The organism is Marinobacter sp. LA51 (assembly GCF_030297175.1).
Lineage (GTDB): Bacteria > Pseudomonadota > Gammaproteobacteria > Pseudomonadales > Oleiphilaceae > Marinobacter > Marinobacter apostichopi.
Genome location: NZ_AP028070.1, coordinates 1211917 through 1233417, shown reverse-complemented (window position 1 = coordinate 1233417; position 21501 = coordinate 1211917). Strand labels below are relative to the sequence as shown.

At 58.2% G+C, this 21501-nt stretch carries 18 protein-coding genes; 7 read left to right on the top strand and 11 right to left on the bottom strand.

Annotated elements, in window-relative coordinates; translation table 11 throughout:
* Positions 1-58 precede the first annotated feature (58 nt).
* Both mutS and fdxA read left to right on the top strand, forming a co-directional pair.
* Positions 59-2689: a DNA mismatch repair protein MutS gene (gene mutS / locus QUE89_RS05685; RefSeq protein ID WP_286222254.1), complete on the top strand. Its 2631-nt coding sequence runs from the start codon at positions 59-61 to the stop codon at positions 2687-2689.
* Between the two features lie 158 nt (positions 2690-2847).
* Positions 2848-3171 (top strand): ferredoxin FdxA, encoded by a 324-nt coding sequence (gene fdxA, locus QUE89_RS05680; protein ID WP_041342382.1) that lies wholly within the window; start codon positions 2848-2850, stop codon positions 3169-3171.
* Between the two features lie 93 nt (positions 3172-3264).
* On the opposite strand, the gene QUE89_RS05675 is transcribed toward fdxA, so the two are convergent.
* The 6 genes from QUE89_RS05675 to QUE89_RS05650 all read right to left on the bottom strand — a co-directional run bounded on the left by QUE89_RS05675 (position 3265) and on the right by QUE89_RS05650 (position 10496).
* A complete protein-coding gene (locus QUE89_RS05675; RefSeq protein ID WP_286222253.1) occupies positions 3265-3897 on the bottom strand; it encodes a LysE family translocator in 633 nt (210 codons plus the stop codon).
* A 36-nt stretch (positions 3898-3933) separates the two neighbouring features.
* Positions 3934-4968: a hypothetical protein gene (locus QUE89_RS05670; RefSeq protein ID WP_286222252.1), complete on the bottom strand. Its 1035-nt coding sequence runs from the start codon at positions 4966-4968 to the stop codon at positions 3934-3936.
* Between the two features lie 188 nt (positions 4969-5156).
* Complete coding sequence (locus tag QUE89_RS05665; RefSeq protein WP_286222251.1) at positions 5157-6107, bottom strand: DegV family protein; 951 nt, start codon at positions 6105-6107, stop codon at positions 5157-5159.
* A 107-nt stretch (positions 6108-6214) separates the two neighbouring features.
* Positions 6215-7051, bottom strand: a complete 837-nt coding sequence (locus QUE89_RS05660) for a metal-dependent hydrolase (protein WP_286222250.1) — start codon at positions 7049-7051, stop codon at positions 6215-6217.
* A 254-nt stretch (positions 7052-7305) separates the two neighbouring features.
* The gene (locus tag QUE89_RS05655; RefSeq protein WP_286222249.1) at positions 7306-8934 is read right to left on the bottom strand and encodes an acyl-CoA synthetase; all 1629 of its coding nucleotides are present in this window, start codon (positions 8932-8934) and stop codon (positions 7306-7308) included.
* Positions 8935-9113: 179 nt separating this feature from the next.
* Positions 9114-10496, bottom strand: a complete 1383-nt coding sequence (locus QUE89_RS05650; protein WP_286222248.1) for an aminotransferase-like domain-containing protein — start codon at positions 10494-10496, stop codon at positions 9114-9116.
* A gap of 300 nt (positions 10497-10796) precedes the next feature.
* Between QUE89_RS05650 and QUE89_RS05645 the strand changes: the two genes are divergently transcribed.
* The 3 genes from QUE89_RS05645 to QUE89_RS05635 all read left to right on the top strand — a co-directional run bounded on the left by QUE89_RS05645 (position 10797) and on the right by QUE89_RS05635 (position 14070).
* Positions 10797-11600 carry a PhzF family phenazine biosynthesis protein gene (locus QUE89_RS05645; protein ID WP_286222247.1) on the top strand — a complete coding sequence of 268 codons (804 nt, stop codon included), beginning with the start codon at positions 10797-10799 and terminating at the stop codon, positions 11598-11600.
* Between the two features lie 106 nt (positions 11601-11706).
* Positions 11707-12762 (top strand): NAD(P)-dependent alcohol dehydrogenase, encoded by a 1056-nt coding sequence (locus QUE89_RS05640; RefSeq protein ID WP_286222246.1) that lies wholly within the window; start codon positions 11707-11709, stop codon positions 12760-12762.
* Positions 12763-12876: 114 nt separating this feature from the next.
* Positions 12877-14070, top strand: a complete 1194-nt coding sequence (locus QUE89_RS05635) for a BaiN/RdsA family NAD(P)/FAD-dependent oxidoreductase (protein WP_286222245.1) — start codon at positions 12877-12879, stop codon at positions 14068-14070.
* Positions 14071-14084: 14 nt separating this feature from the next.
* On the opposite strand, the gene QUE89_RS05630 is transcribed toward QUE89_RS05635, so the two are convergent.
* The 3 genes from QUE89_RS05630 to QUE89_RS05620 are packed head-to-tail and all read right to left on the bottom strand — an operon-like array spanning position 14085 to position 17495.
* Positions 14085-15056 carry a hypothetical protein gene (locus QUE89_RS05630; RefSeq protein ID WP_286222244.1) on the bottom strand — a complete coding sequence of 324 codons (972 nt, stop codon included), beginning with the start codon at positions 15054-15056 and terminating at the stop codon, positions 14085-14087.
* Between the two features lie 23 nt (positions 15057-15079).
* Positions 15080-16006 (bottom strand): universal stress protein, encoded by a 927-nt coding sequence (locus tag QUE89_RS05625; protein WP_286222243.1) that lies wholly within the window; start codon positions 16004-16006, stop codon positions 15080-15082.
* A gap of 1 nt (position 16007) precedes the next feature.
* Entirely contained in the window at positions 16008-17495 is a 1488-nt protein-coding gene (locus tag QUE89_RS05620) for a SulP family inorganic anion transporter (RefSeq protein WP_286222242.1), read from the bottom strand.
* 320 nt (positions 17496-17815) lie between these two features.
* Between QUE89_RS05620 and QUE89_RS05615 the strand changes: the two genes are divergently transcribed.
* Positions 17816-19096: an MgtC/SapB family protein gene (locus tag QUE89_RS05615; protein WP_286222241.1), complete on the top strand. Its 1281-nt coding sequence runs from the start codon at positions 17816-17818 to the stop codon at positions 19094-19096.
* A 20-nt stretch (positions 19097-19116) separates the two neighbouring features.
* Here the strand turns inward: QUE89_RS05615 and alkB are convergent, their stop codons facing one another.
* Positions 19117-19767, bottom strand: coding sequence for a DNA oxidative demethylase AlkB (alkB, locus tag QUE89_RS05610; protein WP_286222240.1), 651 nt, complete (start codon positions 19765-19767; stop codon positions 19117-19119).
* Positions 19768-19949: 182 nt separating this feature from the next.
* Here alkB and djlA point away from each other — a divergent pair, with 182 nt between their 5' ends.
* Entirely contained in the window at positions 19950-20735 is a 786-nt protein-coding gene (djlA, locus tag QUE89_RS05605) for a co-chaperone DjlA (RefSeq protein ID WP_286222239.1), read from the top strand.
* Between the two features lie 21 nt (positions 20736-20756).
* Here the strand turns inward: djlA and QUE89_RS05600 are convergent, their stop codons facing one another.
* Positions 20757-21365, bottom strand: coding sequence for a methyltransferase family protein (locus QUE89_RS05600; RefSeq protein WP_286222238.1), 609 nt, complete (start codon positions 21363-21365; stop codon positions 20757-20759).
* Positions 21366-21501 lie beyond the last annotated feature (136 nt).

Sequence of the window (21501 nt, the reverse complement as noted above, 5' to 3'; positions counted from 1 at the left end):
AGCGTTATTTTCTTACAATTCACGCCTTCATCCAAAGCAAGGCAATCCGGACCCGTCCATGTCAGCAGCTCAGACCGATCTTTCCAAGCACACGCCCATGATGCAGCAGTACCTCAAGATCAAGGGTCAGCACCCCAATGAACTGGTGTTCTACCGGATGGGGGATTTCTACGAGCTGTTCTACGAGGACGCCAAGAAAGCCGCCGAGTTGATGGACATCACCTTGACCGCCCGAGGCCAGTCTGGGGGCAACCCCATTCCCATGGCCGGTATCCCGTTTCACTCGTCTGAGGGATACATTGCACGGCTGGTTCGGGCAGGTCAATCCATCGCCATTTGCGAGCAGATTGGCGACCCGGCCACCAGCAAGGGGCCGGTGGACCGCCAGGTTGTGCGGATCGTCACCCCCGGCACACTGAGCGACGACGCCTACCTTGAGGACCGCCGCGACAACCTGTTGGTGGCCATCTACAGCCACCACGAGCAATTCGGTTTTGCCTCGCTGGACATCTCCAGTGGTCGCTTTGCCGTCTCTGAACTCGACGACCTGGAAGCCCTTCAGGGTGAACTCCAGCGCGTGCGCCCGGCGGAGATACTTATCAGCGAGGATTTCCCGTACGAAGACGTGCTGGAAGGCTTCACCGGCATTCGGCGCCAGGGCCCCTGGCTGTTTGAATCCGACACCGCACGCCGGGTCATTACCCACCAACTGCAGGTCCGGGACCTGACCGGCTTTGGCTGCGAAGACCTGACCCTGGCCATCTGCGCGGCGGGCTGCCTGCTCCAGTACGCCAAAGAAACCCAGCGCACCGCCCTGCCCCATATCCGCAAGCTGACGCGGGAGCGCCGGGACGAGGCGGTGATTATGGATGCTGCCAGCCGCCGCAATCTGGAAATCGACACCAACCTGATGGGCGGTCACCTGCACACCCTGGCCTGGGTAATGGATCGCACCGCCACCTCCATGGGTGGCCGTGAGCTTCGGCGCTGGCTGAACCGTCCGCTGCGCGATATCGACACCGTGACGCAACGCCAGCAGGCGGTGTCGGCCTTGCTCGACGGCTTTCACTACGAACCCGTGCACGACTTGCTGAAAGCAGTCGGCGACATTGAGCGAGTACTCGCACGGGTTGCCCTGCGCTCGGCCCGCCCCCGGGATCTTGCGCGACTGCGCGATGCCTTCCAGGCGTTGCCAAAGCTGCAGGAAACACTAAAGCCGGTCAATTCGCACCACATCGTAAAACTGGCAACTGAGATTAGCGAATACCCGGAACTGGCCAACCTGCTCGAACGCGCCATCATCGACAACCCACCGGTGGTCATCCGCGAAGGCGGAGTGATTCGTGAGCACTTCGATGAAGAACTGGATGAACTCCGGAACATCAGCGAGAACGCCGGCCAATATCTGCTGGACGTGGAAATCCGGGAACGGGAACGTACCGGCATCAGCACCCTGAAAGTCGGCTACAACCGCGTGCACGGCTATTACATTGAAATCAGCCGGGCCCAATCGGATCAGGCCCCGGTGGATTACATCCGGCGCCAAACCCTGAAAAACGCCGAGCGGTTTATCACCCCGGAACTGAAGGAATTCGAAGACAAAGCACTGAGCGCCAAGAGTCGCGCACTGGCCCGTGAGAAGGGTCTGTACGACGAGGTGTTGGAAACCGTGGCTGCGGAACTGGCCCCGCTACAGGATGCGGCCCAGGCCCTGGCGGAAATGGACGTGCTCAGCAACTTTGCCGAGCGGGCGACCTCCCTGCGTTTTGCCGCGCCCGAGTTCAGCGAAAAACCCGGGTTCGACATTGAGGAAGGCCGGCACCCGGTGGTGGAGCAACTGCTGGACGAACCCTTTGTGCCCAACGACCTGCTAATGGACACCGAGCGACGCATGCTGGTGATCACCGGCCCGAACATGGGCGGTAAGTCCACCTACATGCGCCAGGCCGCGCTGATTGCCCTGCTGGCCTACACCGGCAGCTTTGTACCCGCAAACCGGGCAGTACTGGGGCCGGTAGACCGGATCTTTACCCGCATGGGCTCTTCGGATGACATTGCCGGTGGCCGTTCTACGTTCATGGTGGAGATGACTGAAACCGCCAACATCCTCCACAACGCCACCGAATTCAGCCTGGTGCTGATGGACGAAGTGGGTCGCGGCACCAGTACCTTCGACGGCTTGTCACTGGCCTGGGCCACCGCCGAGCACCTGGCCAAGAACATTCGCTGCTACACCCTGTTCGCCACGCACTATTTCGAACTCACCCAGCTGGCCGACGATCTCCAGCACGCGGTGAATGTGCACCTGACCGCCACCGAGCACGATGACAGCATTGTGTTCCTGCACAACGTTCACGATGGCCCTGCCAGTCAGAGTTACGGTTTGCAGGTGGCAAAATTGGCGGGTGTACCCCAGGACGTGATCCGCAACGCCAAGGGTCAGCTGGCGCACCTTGAAGGTAGTACAACACCTTCACCTACCCGCTCACCGGTCGCTACCAGCAACGAGGCGGAGCGCCCAGCCGAACCGATCACACAAGCCAATGACCCGGTCATGCAGGGCGATATGTTTGCCAGCCTGGAGCCGAGCGCGGTGGAGCAGGCGCTGAAGACACTGGATCTGGACGACCTGACACCGAGGGAAGCCATGAATCGGCTATATGAACTGAAGGCTCTGATGGCCAAATAACAGGAAATTCCGAAATATTGAGGCGAGTAATAAGGATATAGCGGCCTAACGCTTGCGGGTCTGCGGGGCGCTCCCTACAATATCGCGCAATAAAACATAACCATGGAGCCTGACCACAAGCTCCGGATGAGATTGACCACTGGACCAGGGATCTGATTATGGCGTTTATCGTTACTGATAACTGCATCAAGTGCAAATACACAGACTGCGTGGAAGTTTGCCCGGTAGACTGTTTCTACGAAGGCCCTAACTTTCTGGTAATTGATCCCGACGAGTGCATCGACTGTGCCCTGTGTGAGCCAGAATGCCCCGCGGAAGCGATTTTCTCTGAAGACGAGCTGCCGGCCGACCAGGTCGAGTTTGTTGAGCTGAACGCTGATCTTGCCGGCAAATGGCCGAACATTACCGAGAAGAAGGATCCGCTGCCGGACGCCGAAGAGTGGGATGGCAAGCCCAACAAGCTCCAATACCTGGAAAAATAAGGTATTTCGAGAAGTAAGGCGCAGCCAGACGGCAGAATGCGACCGTAAGAAAGGGAAGCCCTCGGGCTTCCTTTTTTTGTGCCTGGCATTCAGTCAGCTGCTCGCCAGCTTGGCACCCATGGCGACAAAGAAACCACCGGTGGTGGCGTTGAGCGCACGCCTTACCCGCCGACTAGCCCCCAGGCCCTTGAACCGGACCACCACAAACGCCAACCCGCACTGCCACACCATGGCCAGGAAGAAGTGCACGCTGGCCAGCAGCAGCGACTGCTGAAAGGCATTGCCAGCGGGATCAACAAACTGGGGTAGTAATGCCATATAGAATAAGGCGGTCTTGGGATTGAGCACGTTGGACAGCACCCCTTCCCGGAAAGAGACCGTCGCAGACACCCGCCGTTTGCGCTCAGCCGGCGCTTCCGCGGCGGGCTCTTGCTCTCCAACCATGGCCTGGCGCAGGGACACCAGCCCCAACCACACCAGGTAGCAGGCCCCCGCCCATTTCAGCGCGGAAAAGGCCCAGGCAGTTTCCACCAGCAGGATGGAAATACCCAGCGCTGACAGAATCGCGTGCAGGAACAGGCCACTGCAAATGCCCACACTGGTCACGCAGCCATCGCGCAGCCCCCCGCGGCCGGTGTTGCGCATCACCAGCAGGGTGTCGACACCCGGTGTCACCGTTAGCAGGGTGATAGCCACCAAGTAAGCCCAGAACAACTCGGTAATCAATGAACGTCTCCGCTAATGCTCCGAAAGCCCTGTACTTCAGGCCTCCGGCTCAAGAATCCTGCGCGCGGCGGCTGAGTGGTAAAACCCACTTAACCGGCGGCGCACCAGGGCCTCAACATAGCCCTCCTCACGCAGTACGTCCATAACCGGAATGGCGTACGCGTCAACCTCGGCCATAATCACCTCGCGGGTCACACCGATATCACCCAACAGTTCGGCAATTGGCTGGTCTCCGTACTTGTCAAACAGGTGGTTAACCACGGCCCGGGCGCAGCCTTCGAAATAGGCGGTTTGCCGGAACTGCAGCCAGAAATCGTAGCCCAGCACCACAAACTCCTGCAGCTCGACATCCCCCAGGCCCTCGCGCAAGTCGGCGATGGTGCGATTCTCCAGAGATACCCAGGCTGCCATCACACTGTCGCGCACTTCGTCATCGGACAGCGCCTGATTGAGAAACTGCTCACTGCGGGCAATCAGCCCTGGCAGGCTATCGGACAGCCAGTTCTTTATCCGTCGTTCAAAGGTCTCATCGAGCCCGGGCACGGCCCTGTTCGCCATCTTCTTGCCGAACTTCATCATCGACCCGACCCCGGGTACGGATTTGGTGAGGAGGTTGTCCTCGTAAAGGTAATTGACCAGGCCGGTGTAGACCAGGTTGGATGCCAGTTCCTGATAAACCGGGTGCGCCATGATCTCGCTGATCACCCGCTCGCGCTGTTGGCGCAGTTCCAGCACCTCTTCAACAAAACCGGTGGCCTGCTCCCGGGTGATGACTTCGCCCAGCGTGGTTTTGGCTTGTACCGGTGCGTTCATCACCTCGGTGGCCATCTCAGCGGCAAGCTCTGGAATACCGGCGTCCAGCTCCATATTTACCACCACCCGCTGGATAACGCCCATCACCTGGTCCACGGAACTAAGCCGGTTCAGGGTGATCGACTCGGCGAGGTTCAACAGCTCAGACACCTCCCGCTCCAGAAACTTGCGCAGCTTCGCTCCCTTTAAAGCCGCCATCTCGTGTTTCACGTGCTGTTCCAATAGCTGGCTGGCGAGATCCGCGCTGCTGTCGCTCATGGTTTTGACCGTCCTGTCTGTGAAAACGTTTGAGAGAAGAACTGAGAGGCTAACACGATGGCCAACCGGAAGGGTTTGCCGAAGTTACCGGTTTTCCGCTGCGGCGGGGCAAATCCCAGCCGCAGCGGACACCTATCAATCCCGGTTGTTGAAGCGCAATCCGGGTTGTTGACGCGTTTCTGGAAGCGCTATTGGAAATCTCTGAAGCTGTGAGGATCGGCTGCCAGCGCCAGGCACAGACTGCCAGGGCCCACGTAGATGCTGCTGGTAATACCCATCTGCGACAGTAACAACTCAACCCCGTTGCGTTCGCAGGACTTCCGCAGCACGTTCAGCCCGGGCAGGTCTTCGATCTCTGTCCAGGTCATGCCACAAGACAAACTCACGTAGGGGGTACGCAGGCCTGCCTCTACACGGGCGGCGGCGTAGTTCATGACTTTCTCAACCGCCACATCAAAACTGCGGGTCTTGGCGACCGGCTGAGCTTCGGCACCTTTGCCAAACAGCACCGGCGTGATGTTGAGCGCCTTGCCCAGAAAAGCTACCAAGGCCGAGACGCTCTTGTCGCCCCGGCGGCGGGCCCGCTCGCGGATATAGTGAAGATCCCGGGGAATCACGCAGGTAAAGATACTCTCTGAAAAGGTCTCAACCTCATGGCGCAGCGCATTCTTGGACAGCTTTTTTTCAATCAGTTTCAGAGTGTGGGCCGCCAGCAGGCCCTGCCCGGCAAAGATCTGATTGGTGTCGATCACCCGCATGGAGAATTTGCCCTCACGGCCGGCCGCCGATCGAGCCTTGTCGTAATTCGCCATAACACTGTTCATCGCCTCGGTGGCGTTGTCATAGATCAGGCTGCGGCTGCGCGCGACGGTTTCACAGAAGGCAACGTCGAACTGAGTCACGATTTTTTCCATGAGCAGGCTGTGGATTTGCTCCGGGGAATAGGCGCGGGTCTCGGCATGGTGCCCTTTTTTCAACAGGCCGCTGTGGTAAAACTCCTGAGTCCTGACTGGATCGTGTTCGTCTATATAGGTCTCGCCATCAATAACGGCGGTCACAGGAAGGATAAACAGGTCGTGTTTGCGACTGAATTCATAGGGCAAGTCGCACGCGGAATCGACGATCAGACCAATTCGCATGGGTACGTCTCCAAGAGCGGGCCGATCCTCAATGGGAGGGGCCCTTTATTGTCATTGTTATTTTCAGCTCTGTCAGTCTTGCACAACCCGGTCAATAATTCAGCACCTCACATTTTTCCCAGCCAGGCAGTTTCAAGCTCCTTGAGATTGCGCTCCAGAAGCCGGCGATTGTCCTGCTGCCACGGGTGGAAACCCTTGCGAAAATAGGCAAGAAAGTCAGGCAGGCACTTGCGTATAACCCCGGGTTTGCCCCATAGGAAGTTCAGTCCTCCCAGCCATGTCCTCAGGCTCCAGAGTTTGCCGTCTGTTTTCAGCAGGCTGCACGTATTAAGGAAGGTGTACTTGAAGAAATTCCAGGTCACGAACAGGAACACGATACGGCGCAGGCGCTCGTTACCCACACACTGACGGTAAACATCGAACGCCACCGACTTGTGCTCGGTTTCTTCAATCGCATGCCAACGCCATAGGCGAGCCATGGCCGGCGTCGCGCCCTCCATCCACTCAGGGTGCTTCAGAATAGCGTTGGCCAACACCGCGGTGTAATGCTCTGCGCCGCAGGTGCCCGCCAATTGGCGGCTGGGTGGCAAGTTGCCTACCCACTGCATGTGCCGGGCAAAACGCTGGTCGATGGCATCAATGTCGTAGCCTCTCGCCTTGAGTCCCTCGTTGTAGCTTTTGTGCTCTCGGCTGTGCAGCGCTTCCTGACCGATAAAGCCCCGAATTTCAGCCTGCAGCTTGGGATCCTCAATGCGATCGCGATACAACCGCACCGCGTTGATGAACTGCTGCTCGCCATCGGGAAACTGAAGCGACAGGGCATTGAAAAAGGCGGTTCTGAATGCGTTGTTGCCGTGCCAGAAGGATTTGAGATCCTCGCTGACATCAAACCGGATGTGTCTGGGCTGAACAGACACCCCTTCAGGTGTTGAACTGATGGTCATGGCTGCCTCCTGTTGTTATTGAACTGGGGCGTGTTGTTATTGGCTGTGAACAGCGGTTAAAAAATCACCATCAGATTCAGTGTAAACCCGAACTTTGCAGCAGAGAAAGGCTTTGCGGGACCAGCAGGACAATTTGTCACCAAATGACATCCTGTCATAACAACCGACAGGCACAAAAAAGGAGGCTTTCGCCTCCTTGCGGAATCACTCACGCAGCGGCCTCCAGCGTTAAACCAGAGATCGCCGCAGCAAAGTCAGTCCAGATCTTTCGCCTGATCCCTCAAAACAAACTTCTGAATCTTGCCAGTCGAGGTTTTTGGCAGCTCCGAAAAAACAATGGTTTTCGGTACTTTGAATCCGGCGAGATGCTGACGACAAAAGCTGATGATATCCGCCTCGCTGACGTCGCCGGCGTCCGGCTTCAGGGTGATGAAGGCACAGGGCGTCTCGCCCCACTTCTCATCGGGACGGGCCACTACAGCCGCTTCCATGACTCCGGGATGACGGTAGAGAGTATCCTCTACCTCAATGGTGGAAATATTCTCGCCGCCGGAAATGATGATGTCCTTCAGGCGGTCCTTGATTTCCATGTAGCCATCCTCGTGCCACACCGCCAGATCTCCGGTGTGAAACCAGCCACCCCGGAAGGCCTCTTCGGTTGCCTTTGGATTCTTCAGGTAGCCCTTCATCACGGTGTTGCCGCGCAGGAAGATTTCACCAATAGTTTCGCCATCTTTCGGTACCGGTTCCATGGTGTTGGAGTCACCCACCATGGTGCCACCGAGGGTTTGATAACGAACACCCTGACGGGCTTTCTTGCGGGCGCGGTCGTGCAGGGGCAGCTGATCCCATTCCGATTTCCAGGCACACACGGTGACCGGACCATAAACCTCGGTCAGTCCGTATACGTGAGTCACCTGAATACCCATTTCCTCGATCGCACCGATCACCTGGGCCGGCGGCGCCGCACCGGCGGTCATGGACTTCACTTCGTGATCGATGGTGGCCCGGGCAGATTCAGGCACATTAAGCAGACCATTGAGAACAATCGGTGCACCACACATATGCGTCACCTGGTGCTCCTGAATCAGCTGCAGAATCTTTTCCGGATCTACCCGGCGCAGGCACACATGGGTGCCTGCCATGGCCGTGATGGTCCACGGAAAACACCAGCCGTTGCAGTGGAACATCGGTAGGGTCCAGAGATAAATCGGATGCATGCCCATGGACCATACCGCCTGGTTACCCAGCGCATTCAGGTAGGCGCCGCGGTGGTGGTAGACCACACCCTTGGGATTGCCGGTGGTGCCCGAGGTGTAATTCAGGGAAATGGCGTCCCATTCATCCGCCGGGTAACTCCACTGGAAGTCGGGATCGCCTTCCTGCAGCAACGCTTCGTAGTCGAAGTCACTGACCTGAACGCCTTCACCGTATTCCGGGTCATCAACATCAATCACCAGGGGTTTGTGTTTCAGCCGGCTGACCGCGTCGTTAATCACCGCACCAAACTCGCGATCGGCGATGATGACTTTTGCTTCGCCGTGTTCGAGCATGAAGGCAATGGCCTCGGCATCCAGCCGAACATTCAGGGTATTCAGAACCGCGCCGATCATAGGCACCCCGAAATGGCTCTCCACCATAGCCGGAATGTTCGGCAGCATCACCGCGACGGTGTCACCCCGACCAATGCCACGCTTTTTCAGCGCCGAACCCAGGCGCACACTGCGCTCGTAGGTCTGGGCCCAGGTGTAGCGCAGCTTGCCGTGGATGACCGCCGGAAACTCCGGGTACACACTGGCGGTGCGTTCAATAAAATCGACGGGGGACTGGACGGCGTAATTGGCGTCAACGGGCGCAAGGCCCTGATCGAAGATTGAGGTCATAAGGGGTTCCTCTCTGGGCACTGTTGTTCTTATGGAAAAGGTTCTTATGCAAATATTCTTATGGCGGATTCGGGGCGCTCCCAGCGCTTCCGTGTCCTTGCTCTTCAAAGCATAGTATTTGAACTGCCACAGTGGATATATCACACCAAAGGCGCATGACCTATGCGCCTACTGGAACACTAACAGCCGCTGTCCCGCTCCGCGTGGGCCAAAGCACCCAGCCGCGCCACCGCCTGCTCAATGCGCTCGGTCCAGGGGTTGGCGCTGTTCAGCCGCAGGCAGTTATCGTACTTGTTGGTGGTCGAGAACATCAGGCCGGGCGACACGTTGATATTCTCGGCTCGGGCTTTCTGGAACACACCAGTGCCGGAAATGTTATCGGGCAACTGCACCCACAGCACAAAGCCACCCTGGGGCCGACTGACTGCGGTGCCCTCCGGGAACGAGCGAGTGATCGCCGCTCGCATCCGCTCACAGGATTCCCGGTAATGCTGCCGGGCTGAACGGAGGTAGCGGTCGTAGCTGCCCTGCTCCAGAAAATGCGCCACTGCCAGCTGAGAAATGGACGACGTCGCCAGATTCGCGAAATACTTGTGCTGACGGGCCGCCGCCATGTACCGCCCGGGCAGCATCCATCCGAGGCGCAGCCCCGCCGAGATGGTCTTGGAGAAGGAACTGCAGTAAATAACGTTGTCAGTCCGGTCAAACGCCTTGGCTGGCTTTGGCCGGTCGCCGGTGTGGTACAGATCGCCGTAGATGTCGTCTTCAATCAGTGGCACCCCGGTCGCGGCCAGCATGGATACCAACTGCTGTTTGCGTTCATCGGGCATTCGCGCGCCCATGGGGTTGCTGTGATTGGTCACCACCACGCAGGCTTTCAATGGCCACTTATCGAGGGCCAGCTGCAATCCCTCCAGGCTCAGACCGTCAGAAGGATGGGTCGGAATCTCGATAACCTGAAGCCCCACCACTTCCAGGGCCTGCAGAATGCCCGGAAACGACGGTGTCTCCACCGCAACTATGTCCCCCGGCTGTGTCACCGCCCGAAGCGCCAGAATAATCGCTTCCTGGGCACCGTTGGTGGCCAGCACGTCGTCGGGCGAAACCGGTACACCCAGGGTCGCCATTCGCTGTGCTATCTGGCGCCGGAATGACTCCTTACCGGGAAACGCATAGTCCATGGTTTCCAGGCCACGCCGGGCAGCCCAAAGGGTGCTTTGCTGAATTTGACGCAGCGGCAGGTAATCCGGGTGCGGAATGGCGGTGGCCAGGGGCACCATCTGTTTTTGCTCGTCGGCACACAGGTCCAGCGCCATCTCCCGCGCCGTCACCGGCACCGGCTTGGCCCGGTGTTTCTGCATGACCGGCTCCGGGGCATCCAGGGCCGGCAGACGCACGAAGTAGCCGCTGCGCTCCCGGGCATCCAGGTAGCCGCGCCCTTCGAGTGTCTGGTGCGCCTGCAGGACAGTGGAGATACTCACGCCGAATTGCCGGCTGAGCACCCGCACGCCGGGCAGGCGGTCACCGTCCCGATAGACACCCTGTTGAATCAGGGCCTGCATTTGATCCGCCACCTGGTTGTATAAAACGCCCATCTTGTTGCCCTCGTCGCCCTTGTTCCATCACCCCTGACACGCCCTGGGTTCTGACTGCCAGACTGCCATTGCAACAGATTTCCGGGCTACCCCATGAGCACAGCTTGCCGGAAATATGACCAGCACAGTTTCTTGCCAGAACAATCTGTACCGGTTCAAAGAAATCCTAACTGAATCTGTTACGCGTGTCTGTGACGCTTCACACTGGGCCCTGACCATTCGGCACAATAATCCCATGCTGACAACACCTTTGAAGGAGAATCGACTATGACTTACCCCATTTACCAGGTAGACGCCTTTACCGACCGGGTTTTCGGCGGAAACCCCGCTGCTGTCATGCCGCTGGATGAGTGGCTGCCGGATGCCACCATGCTGGCCTTGGCCTTTGAAAATAACCTGTCCGAAACTGCGTTCTTCGTGCCACTGCCCGAACAGGATGACGCCGACTTTCACATCCGCTGGTTTACCCCGGGTATCGAAGTGCCCCTGTGCGGCCACGCCACGCTGGCCAGTGCCTGGATCATTTTCAACAAGCTGGGCTGGCACAAAGACAGCATTCGCTTTGTCTCCAAGAGCGGGCCGCTTGGTGTTCGCCAGAATAGCGATGGCTGGCTGGTCCTCGACTTCCCCAACCTCGCATTTGAACAGCAGGCAACCCCAACGGTCATCCGTGACGCTCTTGAATCAGCGCCGGACACGGCCTATTTCGTGCCCAACGACACTAATTACATGATTGTTCTGAACAGTGAAGCGGCTGTGCGCGCCGCCCAGCCCGATTTACGCAAACTCAAGGAGCTGGGTAACCAGGGGCTGATCGTGACGGCAAAAGGCGACAACTGCGATTTTGTCAGCCGCTACTTTGCCCCGGGTGCGGGTATCGATGAAGACCCGGTAACCGGATCGATCCACAGCGTACTGGTGCCCTACTGGGCAGAACAGCTGGAAAAAACGAAGCTGGATGCCCGGCAGGTTTCGAAACGCGGGGGCGTGCTGCGCTGTGAACTACAGGGCGACCGGGTGGCCATTGCCGGGCAGGCCGCGTTCTTCATGGAAGGTTCGGTTCAGCTCTAAGCGGCGCTGGCCAGACGCCAGTTACATAATGGCAATGCCAGAGGGTGATAGATTCGGCGCTATCAGGAGTATATTCAGGTTCATTCCCGAAAAAGGAGCCCAGCTCATGACAGCGACCAAGGCCTATGCGGCACAGTCTTCAACCTCTGGCATGGCACCACATGACATCGACCGGCGTTCATTGCGAAACGACGACATTGCCATTGAAATCGATTACTGCGGCGTCTGTCATACCGACATCCACTTCGCCCAGAACGATTGGGGTGTTACCCAGTACCCAGTCGTCCCCGGTCACGAGATCGTCGGCCGAGTAACGGCGGTGGGGCCAGGCGTGAAAGCCTATCAGGAGGGTGACGTTGTCGGTGTTGGCTGCATGGTGGATTCCTGCCGCACCTGCTCGGCGTGTGAAGCCGGCCTGGAGCAGTACTGCAGCGAAGGCATGACCGGCACCTACAATGGCGAAGATCGCCACGACCACTCCATCACCTTTGGCGGCTATTCCGAGCGTATTGTCGTCAGTGAACGGTTTGTGGTGCGCATTCCCGACAAACTGGATATCAAAAAGGCTGCACCACTGCTGTGCGCCGGTATCACCACCTATTCGCCGCTGCGCCACTACGGCGTGAAACCCGGTCATAAGGTTGGCGTGATTGGCATGGGCGGTCTAGGACACATGGGCGTTAAATTTGCCAAGGCGCTGGGCGCCGAAGTCACCATCTTCACTCGCTCCGAAAGCAAGGTTGGCGAAGCCAAAAAACAGGGCGCCGACTATGTAGTGGTCTCCACCGACGAAGACCAGATGGCGGCAGCAGCTGAGGCCTTTGATTTCATGCTCGACACCGTGCCGGTTCAGCACGACATCAATCCGTACCTTAACTGCCTGAGCTACGACGGCACCCACATCATGGTGGGACTGCTCGAACCCCTGGAGCCGGCACTGCAAACCGGGGCCCTGGTGTTCAAACGCCGGGTGTTGGCCGGTTCGCTGATCGGCGGCATGCCAGAAACCCAGGAAGTGCTGGATTTCTGTGCCGAGCACGACATCAGCTGTGACGTGGAAATGCTCGACATCCACAACATCAACGACGCTTACGAGCGGATGAAAAAAGGCGATGTGAAATACCGCTTCGTCATTGATATGGCAACGCTGAAAGACAGCTGAGGCACAAAGGCCCGGCGTTGTTTCGGTCATCGTCGGGCCTGTGTTCCTACTGATTTCTATCTGCTCCTACCGCCACGTATAATGCCCCGCACATTCCCCTCGCTGCGATAATTCATGGCTTCGGATTACGACGTAATTATCATTGGTGCCGGTGCCGCCGGTCTCATGTGTGCTGCAACCGCGGGCTACCGTGGGCGCAAGGTGCTGGTCGTCGATCACGCCAACAAGGCGGGCAAGAAAATCCTCATGTCCGGTGGTGGACGCTGCAACTTCACCAACCTGAACAGCACGCCGGCCAACTTCCTGTCCGATAACCCGTACTACTGCATTTCCGCCCTGAAGCGCTATACCCCGCAGGACTTCCTGGAACTCGTGGAGCGCCACGGCGTTGAGCATGAAGAGAAAGCCGCCGGGCAACTGTTTTGCCGGGACAGCGCGAAAGACATCCTGAACGTGCTGCTTACCGAGTGCGAATGGGCCGGTGCCGAAGTCCGGCTGAAGACGTCCGTTTCCGATGTCCGTGCAACCGAATCCGGTTACCAGGTGAACACCAGCACCGGCGCTCTCGCCGGAACTCTCACCTGTGAATCCCTGGTGGTCGCCTGTGGTGGACTGTCCATTCCCACCATGGGCGCTACCGGCTTTGGCTACGACCTGGCCAAACAGTTCGGGCTTTCGGTACTGCCCACGCGCGCGGGCCTGGTGCCGTTCACGCTGCATCCGGAACTGAAAGAACAGCTTGCCCCGCTGTCGGGCGTCAGCTGCCCGGTGGACGTTGCCTGCCAAAACCAGCACTTCCGCGAACCTATGCTGGTTACCCATCGTGGCCTCAGCGGCCCCTCGATGTTGCAGATTTCCAGCTACTGGCAACCCGGGGATACGCTGTCGGTGAACCTGCTTCCAAGCCAGCGCATTAACGAGGACTTGCTGGCCTTGCGCCAACAAAAGCCCCAGTCCACCGTCGCCCATTACCTGGCCCAGCACCTGCCCAAGCGCTTTGCCCAGGCCTATAACGAATTACACGGCTGGACCGGCCCGTTGCAGGGCTACAAGAACAGCGATCTGGAACAGGTAGCTGAGACGCTCGGCCAGTGGCAAATCAAACCCGCGGGCACCGAAGGCTATCGCACCGCAGAAGTGACCCTCGGCGGCGTGGACACCCGGCAGCTGTCGTCAAAGAATATGTCAGTACTGGAGTGCCCGAACCTGTACTTCATCGGTGAAGTGGTGGACGTAACCGGCCATCTGGGCGGGCATAATTTCCAGTGGGCCTGGGCGTCTGGCGTGGCGGCAGGCAACGACGCCTAGGCTCCAAGGAATGGTTAAGGCTGATACCGAAGGGTTCGAATTGCCGTCTGCCCATCTAACAACAGCGTACGCTGGCGCTCCACCTCACTGGCAAACTCCGCACTGATCACGTCATCGTCTTCCAGATTTGCGCGCGCTTCGGCCAGGGCCTGATCAAGATGGGTCAGCGCCTGCGCCGGATCATAGTCCGACAGCAGGTTATCCAGCAGCACCAGCCAGGGCGCTGATTTGCCGGGGCCGGCCTGTTCAATTCGGGTGCGATAAGCCGAGCGGTTCGGCCCGGAGATCAGGGCGTAGTCGTAGAGCATTTCGGCCGCCGAAAACATCAGGTCCGGCTCGCACGGCCCGGACAGGTAACGATTCATGGCCTGCTCCAGGTGCCCACTCACACCACCCATTTCGTCGTTACCTTCCAGGCCACGCCGGCCATAGCCGTCAGCGATAACCTCGGGCATGGTGCAAAGAAAGTAATTGCCCGCGAAGTAAGCGCTGGTCTCGCCATCCACGGCTCTGTAGGGCCGCTCGGGCAACTGGGAACGCTCAAGGAACTGGGAGTAAAGACGGGCGGCTTGCTCGTAGAGGCGGTCGGCCTCGGCCAAACTGGCATCACCGGCCACCACAACCTCCACGGTATCCGACAGCCGGTTGAAATAGCTGCCCCAAAGCCGGAATTCAGGATCCAAGGCCGGACCGGCCTCAATCAGGCGCTGAAAATCCACACCAAGCGTCACTAATTGTTCGGCTTCCTGAGTATAAGCGGCTTGGTTCTCCGGCAGAGAGGCATCGCTCAGCTGGGAAAGTGCCTGATCAATTTTCCGGAAATTGCTCGAATACTCCGGGGTGACTGGCACCTCATCACCCTGGGCCTGGCCAGAATCATCCCGGGCGGGAGACAATGAAAACGACTGACACCCGGCCATCATGACCACAAGCATCAATGTGACGAATTCCAACAGTCGTCTTTGCAGGCCATCTGCCGTTTTCACAAAGCTTTCCGCAAGCATGGCATTCAGCGCAGAATAACGACCGGCTTCTCGGCCGTTTTCAGCATCGTGGTAGTGGTACTGCCCACTAGGAACTGACGGATGCGGGAATGGCCGTAGGCGCCCATAACCAGCAGATCAATGTCGTGCTCTTCCTGATAGGCGTGCAGCGTGGGCTCGACATCACCAGCGCGGATCGCCAGAGTGATTTCGGATTCCAGGCCTGCCAGCATCTTCTCAGCCTTTTTCAGCTGTTCCCAACGATCGTTGGTGTCGGCACCCACCATCACCAGGTGCAACGGCATGCCTTTCAAGACTGGGCTACCCGCCAGCAACTCCACGCCCTTGAAGGCGGTGTCGCTGCCGTCGAAGGCCAGCATGGCGCTCTTAGGCGCGGTAAATTCGTCCGGCACCAGCAGGATGGGCCGGTGCATGCTGCGAATCACGGTCTCAAGCTGGCTGCCAATGTGAACGTCACGGTCGGAACTGCTTTCTCCATGCAGCCCCATTACCAGCAGGCGAGTCTGGTTCTCCAGGGACAGCAGCGATTCGGTCAGGTCACCGTGACGTTGGCGCTTGGCGACCTTGGCCACACCAGCATCTTTCACCCGTCGCTCAGCCTCATCCAGCATATGATGGCCATGCTCAAGTGCCAGCTTCGAACGCTTGCGGTCCAGTTCGGCCAGCTCGTCCAGCAACTGCTCGCGGCTGCCCAGACCAATGTTGCCAGCCAGATCCGGCTCCGCCGGATACCGCTCTTCGTCCAGAACGTGAAGCAACGTCACCGGGTTCTGCATGTGCTTGCTGGCCCAGGCGGCGTAATCGCACACCGCCGGTGCAGCGCGGGAACCATCGATACAGGCCACTACTCGTAACATCTCAACCTCGCCTTGCTGATCGTTGTGGTTGTTATTCTGACTGCGATCGTCACCGGATTCTTTGGTCTGGCTCATGTCAGTGCCCCATCAGCTGATCAACCGATTCCGGCTTATCGTGCACGCCGAACCGGTCAACGATGGTGGCGCTGGCTTCGTTCATGCCAATCACTTCGACATCGGCGCCCTCACGGCGGAATTTAATCACGGCCTTATCAAGTGCGCCAACGGCGGTGATGTCCCAGAAGTGAGCCCGGCTCAGATCAATAACCACATTATCGACTGCTTCCTTGAAATCAAAGGCCTGGATCAGTTTTTCTGAGGAACTGAAGAACACCTGACCAACCACGGTGTAGGTGCGGGTGTCGGTAGTCTCATCCAGCGACGAGTCCACCATCATGTAGTGGCCAATCTTGTTGGCAAAGAACAGCGCTGCCAGCAGCACCCCCGCCAGCACACCGAACGCCAGGTTATGAGTGGCAACCACCACGATCACAGTGACCAGCATCACGATGTTGGTGGACAGCGGGTGCTCCTTGAGATTCGTGATCGACTCCCAGGAGAAGGTACCGATCGACACCATGATCATGACCGCAACCAGCGCGGCCATCGGAATCTGCACCAGCAAGCTGTCGAGTACCAGCACCATGATCAGCAGGAATACGCCGGCAGTCAGGGTCGACAGACGGGTACGGCCACCGGATTTCACGTTGATGATGGACTGGCCGATCATGGCACAACCGGCCATGCCACCAATCAGGCCGGAGCCAATGTTGGCAATGCCCTGGCCTTTACACTCACGGTTACGGTCACTCTCGGTGTCGGTCAGGTCGTCGACAATGGTCGCGGTCATCATGGATTCCAGCAGACCCACCACCGCCAGCGGCAGTGAGTACGGCAGGATAATCATCAGGGTTTCCAGGTTCAGCGGCACGTCCGGCCACAGGAAAATCGGCAGGGTGTCAGGCAGATCGCCCATGTCACCCACGGTGCGGATGTCCAGACCAAGGAAAACCGCGACCGCCGTCAGCACAACGATACACACCAGCGGCGAAGGCAGGATCTTGCCCACCACAGGCAGCAGCGGGAAGAGGTAAATGATGCCAAGGCCAGCGGCGGTCATGGCATAGACGTGCCAGGTGACGTTAGTCAGCTCCGGCAACTGGGCCATGAAAATCAGAATCGCCAGGGCGTTCACGAACCCGGTCACCACCGAACGCGAAACAAACCGCATCAGGCTGCCCAGCTTCAGGTAACCGGCCACCAGCTGGATCACACCGGTCAACAGCGTCGCCGCCAGCAGGTACTGGAGACCATGCTCTTTAACAAGCGTGACCATGAGCACCGCCATGGCCGCGGTTGCGGCCGAAATCATACCGGGCCGACCACCCACAAACGCGATAATGACCGCGATACAGAAGGACGCGTACAGCCCCACCTTCGGATCAACCCCGGCGATGATGGAGAAGGCGATGGCCTCCGGGATCAGGGCCAGCGCAACCACGACACCTGCGAGCAGGTCTCCGCGGATGTTGGATAACCATTGGTTTTTCAGGGTATTAACCATGTCGAATTCCGTTATTGGTAAATCAGTTACAAAGTCGCCGGGCCGTCACCAGGGGTAATCGAAAACACATTCCCAAAGGTGGATACAGACAAAACAGGAACGGGCGTCAGGCTGGACTGGCGGTCACAGTAATCCGGCGAGCTTTGTTCAAAGGGGTTGCAAATAAAGGGCGCGAATATTACCAGATTCGCCCTGTACAAGTAAGGTAAGGGTTACCCGCTGTACCTGTGCTCAACTATGCTCAAGGATGAAGGGGCGAGTTCACGGGGGATCACCGCAAGACCGATTCACGGCCAGGGTTGTTGGAGGCTTTAGCGCTCATGGAAGATGTCGCCGCACAGTTTGTTTCATCCAACCAGACCATTATCAACCTGGCAGTCGCTTTGTTGCTGGGTGCCATTGTGGGACTTGAGCGCGGCTGGGGCGCTCGAGACCAGAAATCGGGCGAACGCATCGCCGGCATTCGAACCTTTGCCCTGATCGGTTTACTCGGGGGCTTATCCGCTGTGCTGTCGGAGGCCATTACGCCCTGGGCCTTTCCAGTTCTGCTGTTAAGCGTGGTCACCATGGGCATTGTCGGCTACAGCCAACGCCTGGAGCACGTCCGCGATTTCAGCATCACCGGGTTGGTCGGCATGGTCCTGACCTTCTGCTTCGGCGCCATTGCCGTGGCCGTCGACCCGATCATGGCCACCGCTGCAGCGGTTATTACCGCGATCATCCTCGACAACAAAGAGGACATCCATAACTGGCTCACCAAGCTCAAGGCCCACGAGCTTGATGCTGCATTCCGGCTACTGCTGATTTCTGTTGTGGTGCTGCCACTGCTTCCCAACGAGAAAATGGGACCGGGCGGCGTGCTTAACCCCCGTGAAATCTGGTGGATGGTGGTGTTGATCGCCTCAATCTCGTTCGTGGGCTATTTCGCCATTCGCGTCGCTGGCACCCAGCGGGGCATCCTGTTTACCGGCCTGTTCGCCGGTTTAAGTTCTTCCACCGCGCTGACCCTGCACTATGCCCGTCAATCCGCCCATACTCCGCAACTGACCCCGGAGTTCGCCACCGGCATTCTGATTGCCTGCGGCACCATGTTCCCCCGGATTCTGGTGTACTGCTTCATTATCAATCGTGATCTTTTGCCCAGCCTGGTCTGGCCAATTGTAACCATGACCGCACTGCTCTATGGCCCCGCCTTCCTGATCTGGCAACGCCACTCACAGCAACCGGAATCAAACCAGTCGCCGCTGCACCAGAACCCGCTGGATCTGAAGGCGGCATTGGTGTTTGGCCTTTTATTGGTAGCGATCCTGCTACTGGGCGAGTACCTGACCCAGTGGCTCGGTAACTCCGGCATATACATGCTTGCGGCCAGCTCCGGCATTGCTGATGTGGACGCCATCACCCTGTCGCTGACCCGAATGTCGACCCAGACCCTGGATATGGACGTCGCCGTGATCGGCATTGTCATTGCGGCCGCCAGCAATAACCTGACGAAATCGGGGTTGGCCTGGGCCCTGGGTAACAGACAAACCGGTCTGCTGGTGGGCATCCCTATGGCTCTGTCGCTGATTGCCGGGTTAATCGTTGCCTGGCTGCAGTAGTCAGCAGGTTTCAATGTGAGTCAGCGGGCCCGACGAAAGGTGAGATTGTACCGATAGCCTCCAGTCAGCGAATGCTCACCCGCCTTCAGTCGCAAAACACCGTGGTAACGAAGACGAGAAGGCCCTCCCCACACCACCACGTCACCATGAGCCAGAGGCACATTCACCGGCCGTTCGTTGCGTTTCAGGCCACCAAACTGGAACACCTGGGATAAACCAAGTGAGACCGACACAATTGGCTGCTCATAATCCAGCTCATCCTTGTCCTGGTGCAGCCCCATTTTCGCACCGGGTTCGTACTGGTTGATCAGGCAGGCATCGGGCTGGAAGTTTGAAAAACCGGCAGCCTCGGCGGCGTCCTTGGCCACCGAGGCAAAGACGTTGGGCATGGCCGGCCAGGGCTGGCCGGAAAGCGGATCTGTGGCCTGATACCGATACCCGGTAACATCGGTTACCCAGCCCTGATTGCCACAACAGCTCATGGCGGCCGACATGATGTGCCCGCCCGGCGTCTGCATCTTGCGCAGTGGCGCCGCGCTGGTGACCTGCAGGATACCGAGCAATAACTCTTCAGCCTGTTTAGACACAAACCCGCGCAACACCAATGCGCCTTCCGTAATCGTCTCGGTGCGGGGCTCTTCGGGCAGATCGGCAAACAGATCTTGAGTCATTGTCGGCGTCTCACTTTCGCAGGTACACACATCATTGTGGGTTACTTTCTAAGCGTGTTTCCAGCATGTTCTCTGCATACGCCGGATCGAATTTTCGAACTCCATGAAGGCCTGTTCATGAATCCGCACAAGAAAACCCGTATATTCTATGGACTGTTCCATACCGAATTAAGGATTGTTAAATGCTGTTGGCCGTTTTATTAGGGGGATTAATTGGTTACGCCTTTGGCAAATTTGCTGGCTTTCTGGTCGGTGCAGCCATCGGCGCCTTTGTATTCAACCGCCTCAAAAGCCGGTTGATCGGTAAGCTCCACTCCATCCAGTCCGGCTTCATCGAGTCGGTCTTTGCCGTCATGGGCGCCCTCTGCAAGGCTGATGGCGTGGTCTCCCGGGATGAAATCCAAATGGCGGAGGCTATGTTTGCCCGTTTCCGCCTGAACGAAAACCAGCGCGCCAAGGCCCGAGCCGCCTTCAATCGCGGTAAGGCTCCGGAATTCGACCTGGATGCGGAACTTCAGCATTTCCTGCGCATGAGCGGTAGCCAGCCGGCCTTCCTGCAGATGTTCCTGCAAGTCCAGGTATCCGCAGTTGCCGCCGATGGCGTTATCCATCCGGACGAGCACGCCATGCTGGTGCGTATTGCCCGCGGCCTGGGCTTGCCGGAAAGCCAGCTAGACCAGCTGGAGGCCATGCTGCGAGGCGCTCACAATGGGCAAGCCGGTGCCGGCGCTGGCCAGCGTTCCTCAAGCCAACAGATCGACGACGCCTACAAGGTTCTGGGAGTTTCACCCTCCGCCAGCGACGCCGAACTGAAGAAGACCTATCGCAAACTGATGAGTGAGAACCACCCGGATAAACTTGCCGGCAAGGGCATGCCAGAGAGTATGCGGGAAATGGCGGAAGAGCGGACGCGGGACATCAGCCACGCCTACGACGTGATCAAGGACGCCCGCAAGAAAGCCAGCTAATCTGGCCGGGCGCGGGTTTGCCTAAAACCAGCGAGGCACCCGCGCTCGATAGTCGTCGTATTCGCTGCCGAAGTCACTGGCCAGTGCCTTTTCCTCTTCCCTTGCCTGCCGGGTAATAACCAGCACACCGACGATCAGGCAAACCAATGAGAAGACACTCGGGAGCGCCAGAAAGAAACCCAGTTGTCCGGTAATCACGCTGATGAACAGCGGGTTTCGGGATCGGGCAAACGGGCCTCCGGTGAGCAGCTTCCGACCCTCCTTTCGGGGATCGATACCGGAGCGCCAGTCTTCGTGCATATAGGCCTGCAGATAATTCACGCTGGTAAACGACACCAAAAGCAGCAACATCCCCACCAACAGTACCGGCCACTGATACAGTGACGGGATCACTCCCAGCCAGGCATCAATATCAACGAAAATCCGAATCACGCAGACACTGACGATCAAGGTGCGGAAGACGTTGAAGATCTGCCGATGCCACCAGGGCGCCGTTCCCGTTTTCCCATAGTTGATGTGGGAGAACTGCATGCGCTGATACAACCCCAGCGACCGCCCGCTGAATTGCAGGCCAATCATCAGAAAAAAGATGCCAAGAAAGTGGCGAATTAAAGGTTCTAAAGATTCCATCTGGCTCGCTTTCTACTTTATCGAGCTGCAAGCTTATTATTTGAAAAGGCCGGTGAAAAGCGGATTTATGAGCAAGGTGACGTTCGGCCTGATTGAAGCCGCTCACACTTTCCTCATATGCCATGTTGCGAGCCCG

Bases quoted from the DNA above. Each gene is read 5' to 3' on its own strand.
- fdxA (WP_041342382.1), top strand. From the start codon at position 2,848: ATGGCGTTTATCGTTACTGATAACTGCATCAAGTGCAAATACACAGAC.
- QUE89_RS05645 (WP_286222247.1), top strand. From the start codon at position 10,797: ATGACTTACCCCATTTACCAGGTAGACGCCTTTACCGACCGGGTTTTC.
- djlA (WP_286222239.1), top strand. From the start codon at position 19,950: ATGCTGTTGGCCGTTTTATTAGGGGGATTAATTGGTTACGCCTTTGGC.
- mutS (WP_286222254.1), top strand. From the start codon at position 59: ATGTCAGCAGCTCAGACCGATCTTTCCAAGCACACGCCCATGATGCAG.
- QUE89_RS05650 (WP_286222248.1), bottom strand. From the start codon at position 10,496: ATGCAGGCCCTGATTCAACAGGGTGTCTATCGGGACGGTGACCGCCTG.
- QUE89_RS05660 (WP_286222250.1), bottom strand. From the start codon at position 7,051: ATGACCATCAGTTCAACACCTGAAGGGGTGTCTGTTCAGCCCAGACAC.
- QUE89_RS05640 (WP_286222246.1), top strand. From the start codon at position 11,707: ATGACAGCGACCAAGGCCTATGCGGCACAGTCTTCAACCTCTGGCATG.
- QUE89_RS05620 (WP_286222242.1), bottom strand. From the start codon at position 17,495: ATGGTTAATACCCTGAAAAACCAATGGTTATCCAACATCCGCGGAGAC.
- QUE89_RS05625 (WP_286222243.1), bottom strand. From the start codon at position 16,006: ATGAGCCAGACCAAAGAATCCGGTGACGATCGCAGTCAGAATAACAAC.
- QUE89_RS05600 (WP_286222238.1), bottom strand. From the start codon at position 21,365: ATGGAATCTTTAGAACCTTTAATTCGCCACTTTCTTGGCATCTTTTTT.
- QUE89_RS05615 (WP_286222241.1), top strand. From the start codon at position 17,816: ATGGAAGATGTCGCCGCACAGTTTGTTTCATCCAACCAGACCATTATC.
- QUE89_RS05670 (WP_286222252.1), bottom strand. From the start codon at position 4,968: ATGAGCGACAGCAGCGCGGATCTCGCCAGCCAGCTATTGGAACAGCAC.
- QUE89_RS05665 (WP_286222251.1), bottom strand. From the start codon at position 6,107: ATGCGAATTGGTCTGATCGTCGATTCCGCGTGCGACTTGCCCTATGAA.
- QUE89_RS05655 (WP_286222249.1), bottom strand. From the start codon at position 8,934: ATGACCTCAATCTTCGATCAGGGCCTTGCGCCCGTTGACGCCAATTAC.
- alkB (WP_286222240.1), bottom strand. From the start codon at position 19,767: ATGACTCAAGATCTGTTTGCCGATCTGCCCGAAGAGCCCCGCACCGAG.
- QUE89_RS05635 (WP_286222245.1), top strand. From the start codon at position 12,877: ATGGCTTCGGATTACGACGTAATTATCATTGGTGCCGGTGCCGCCGGT.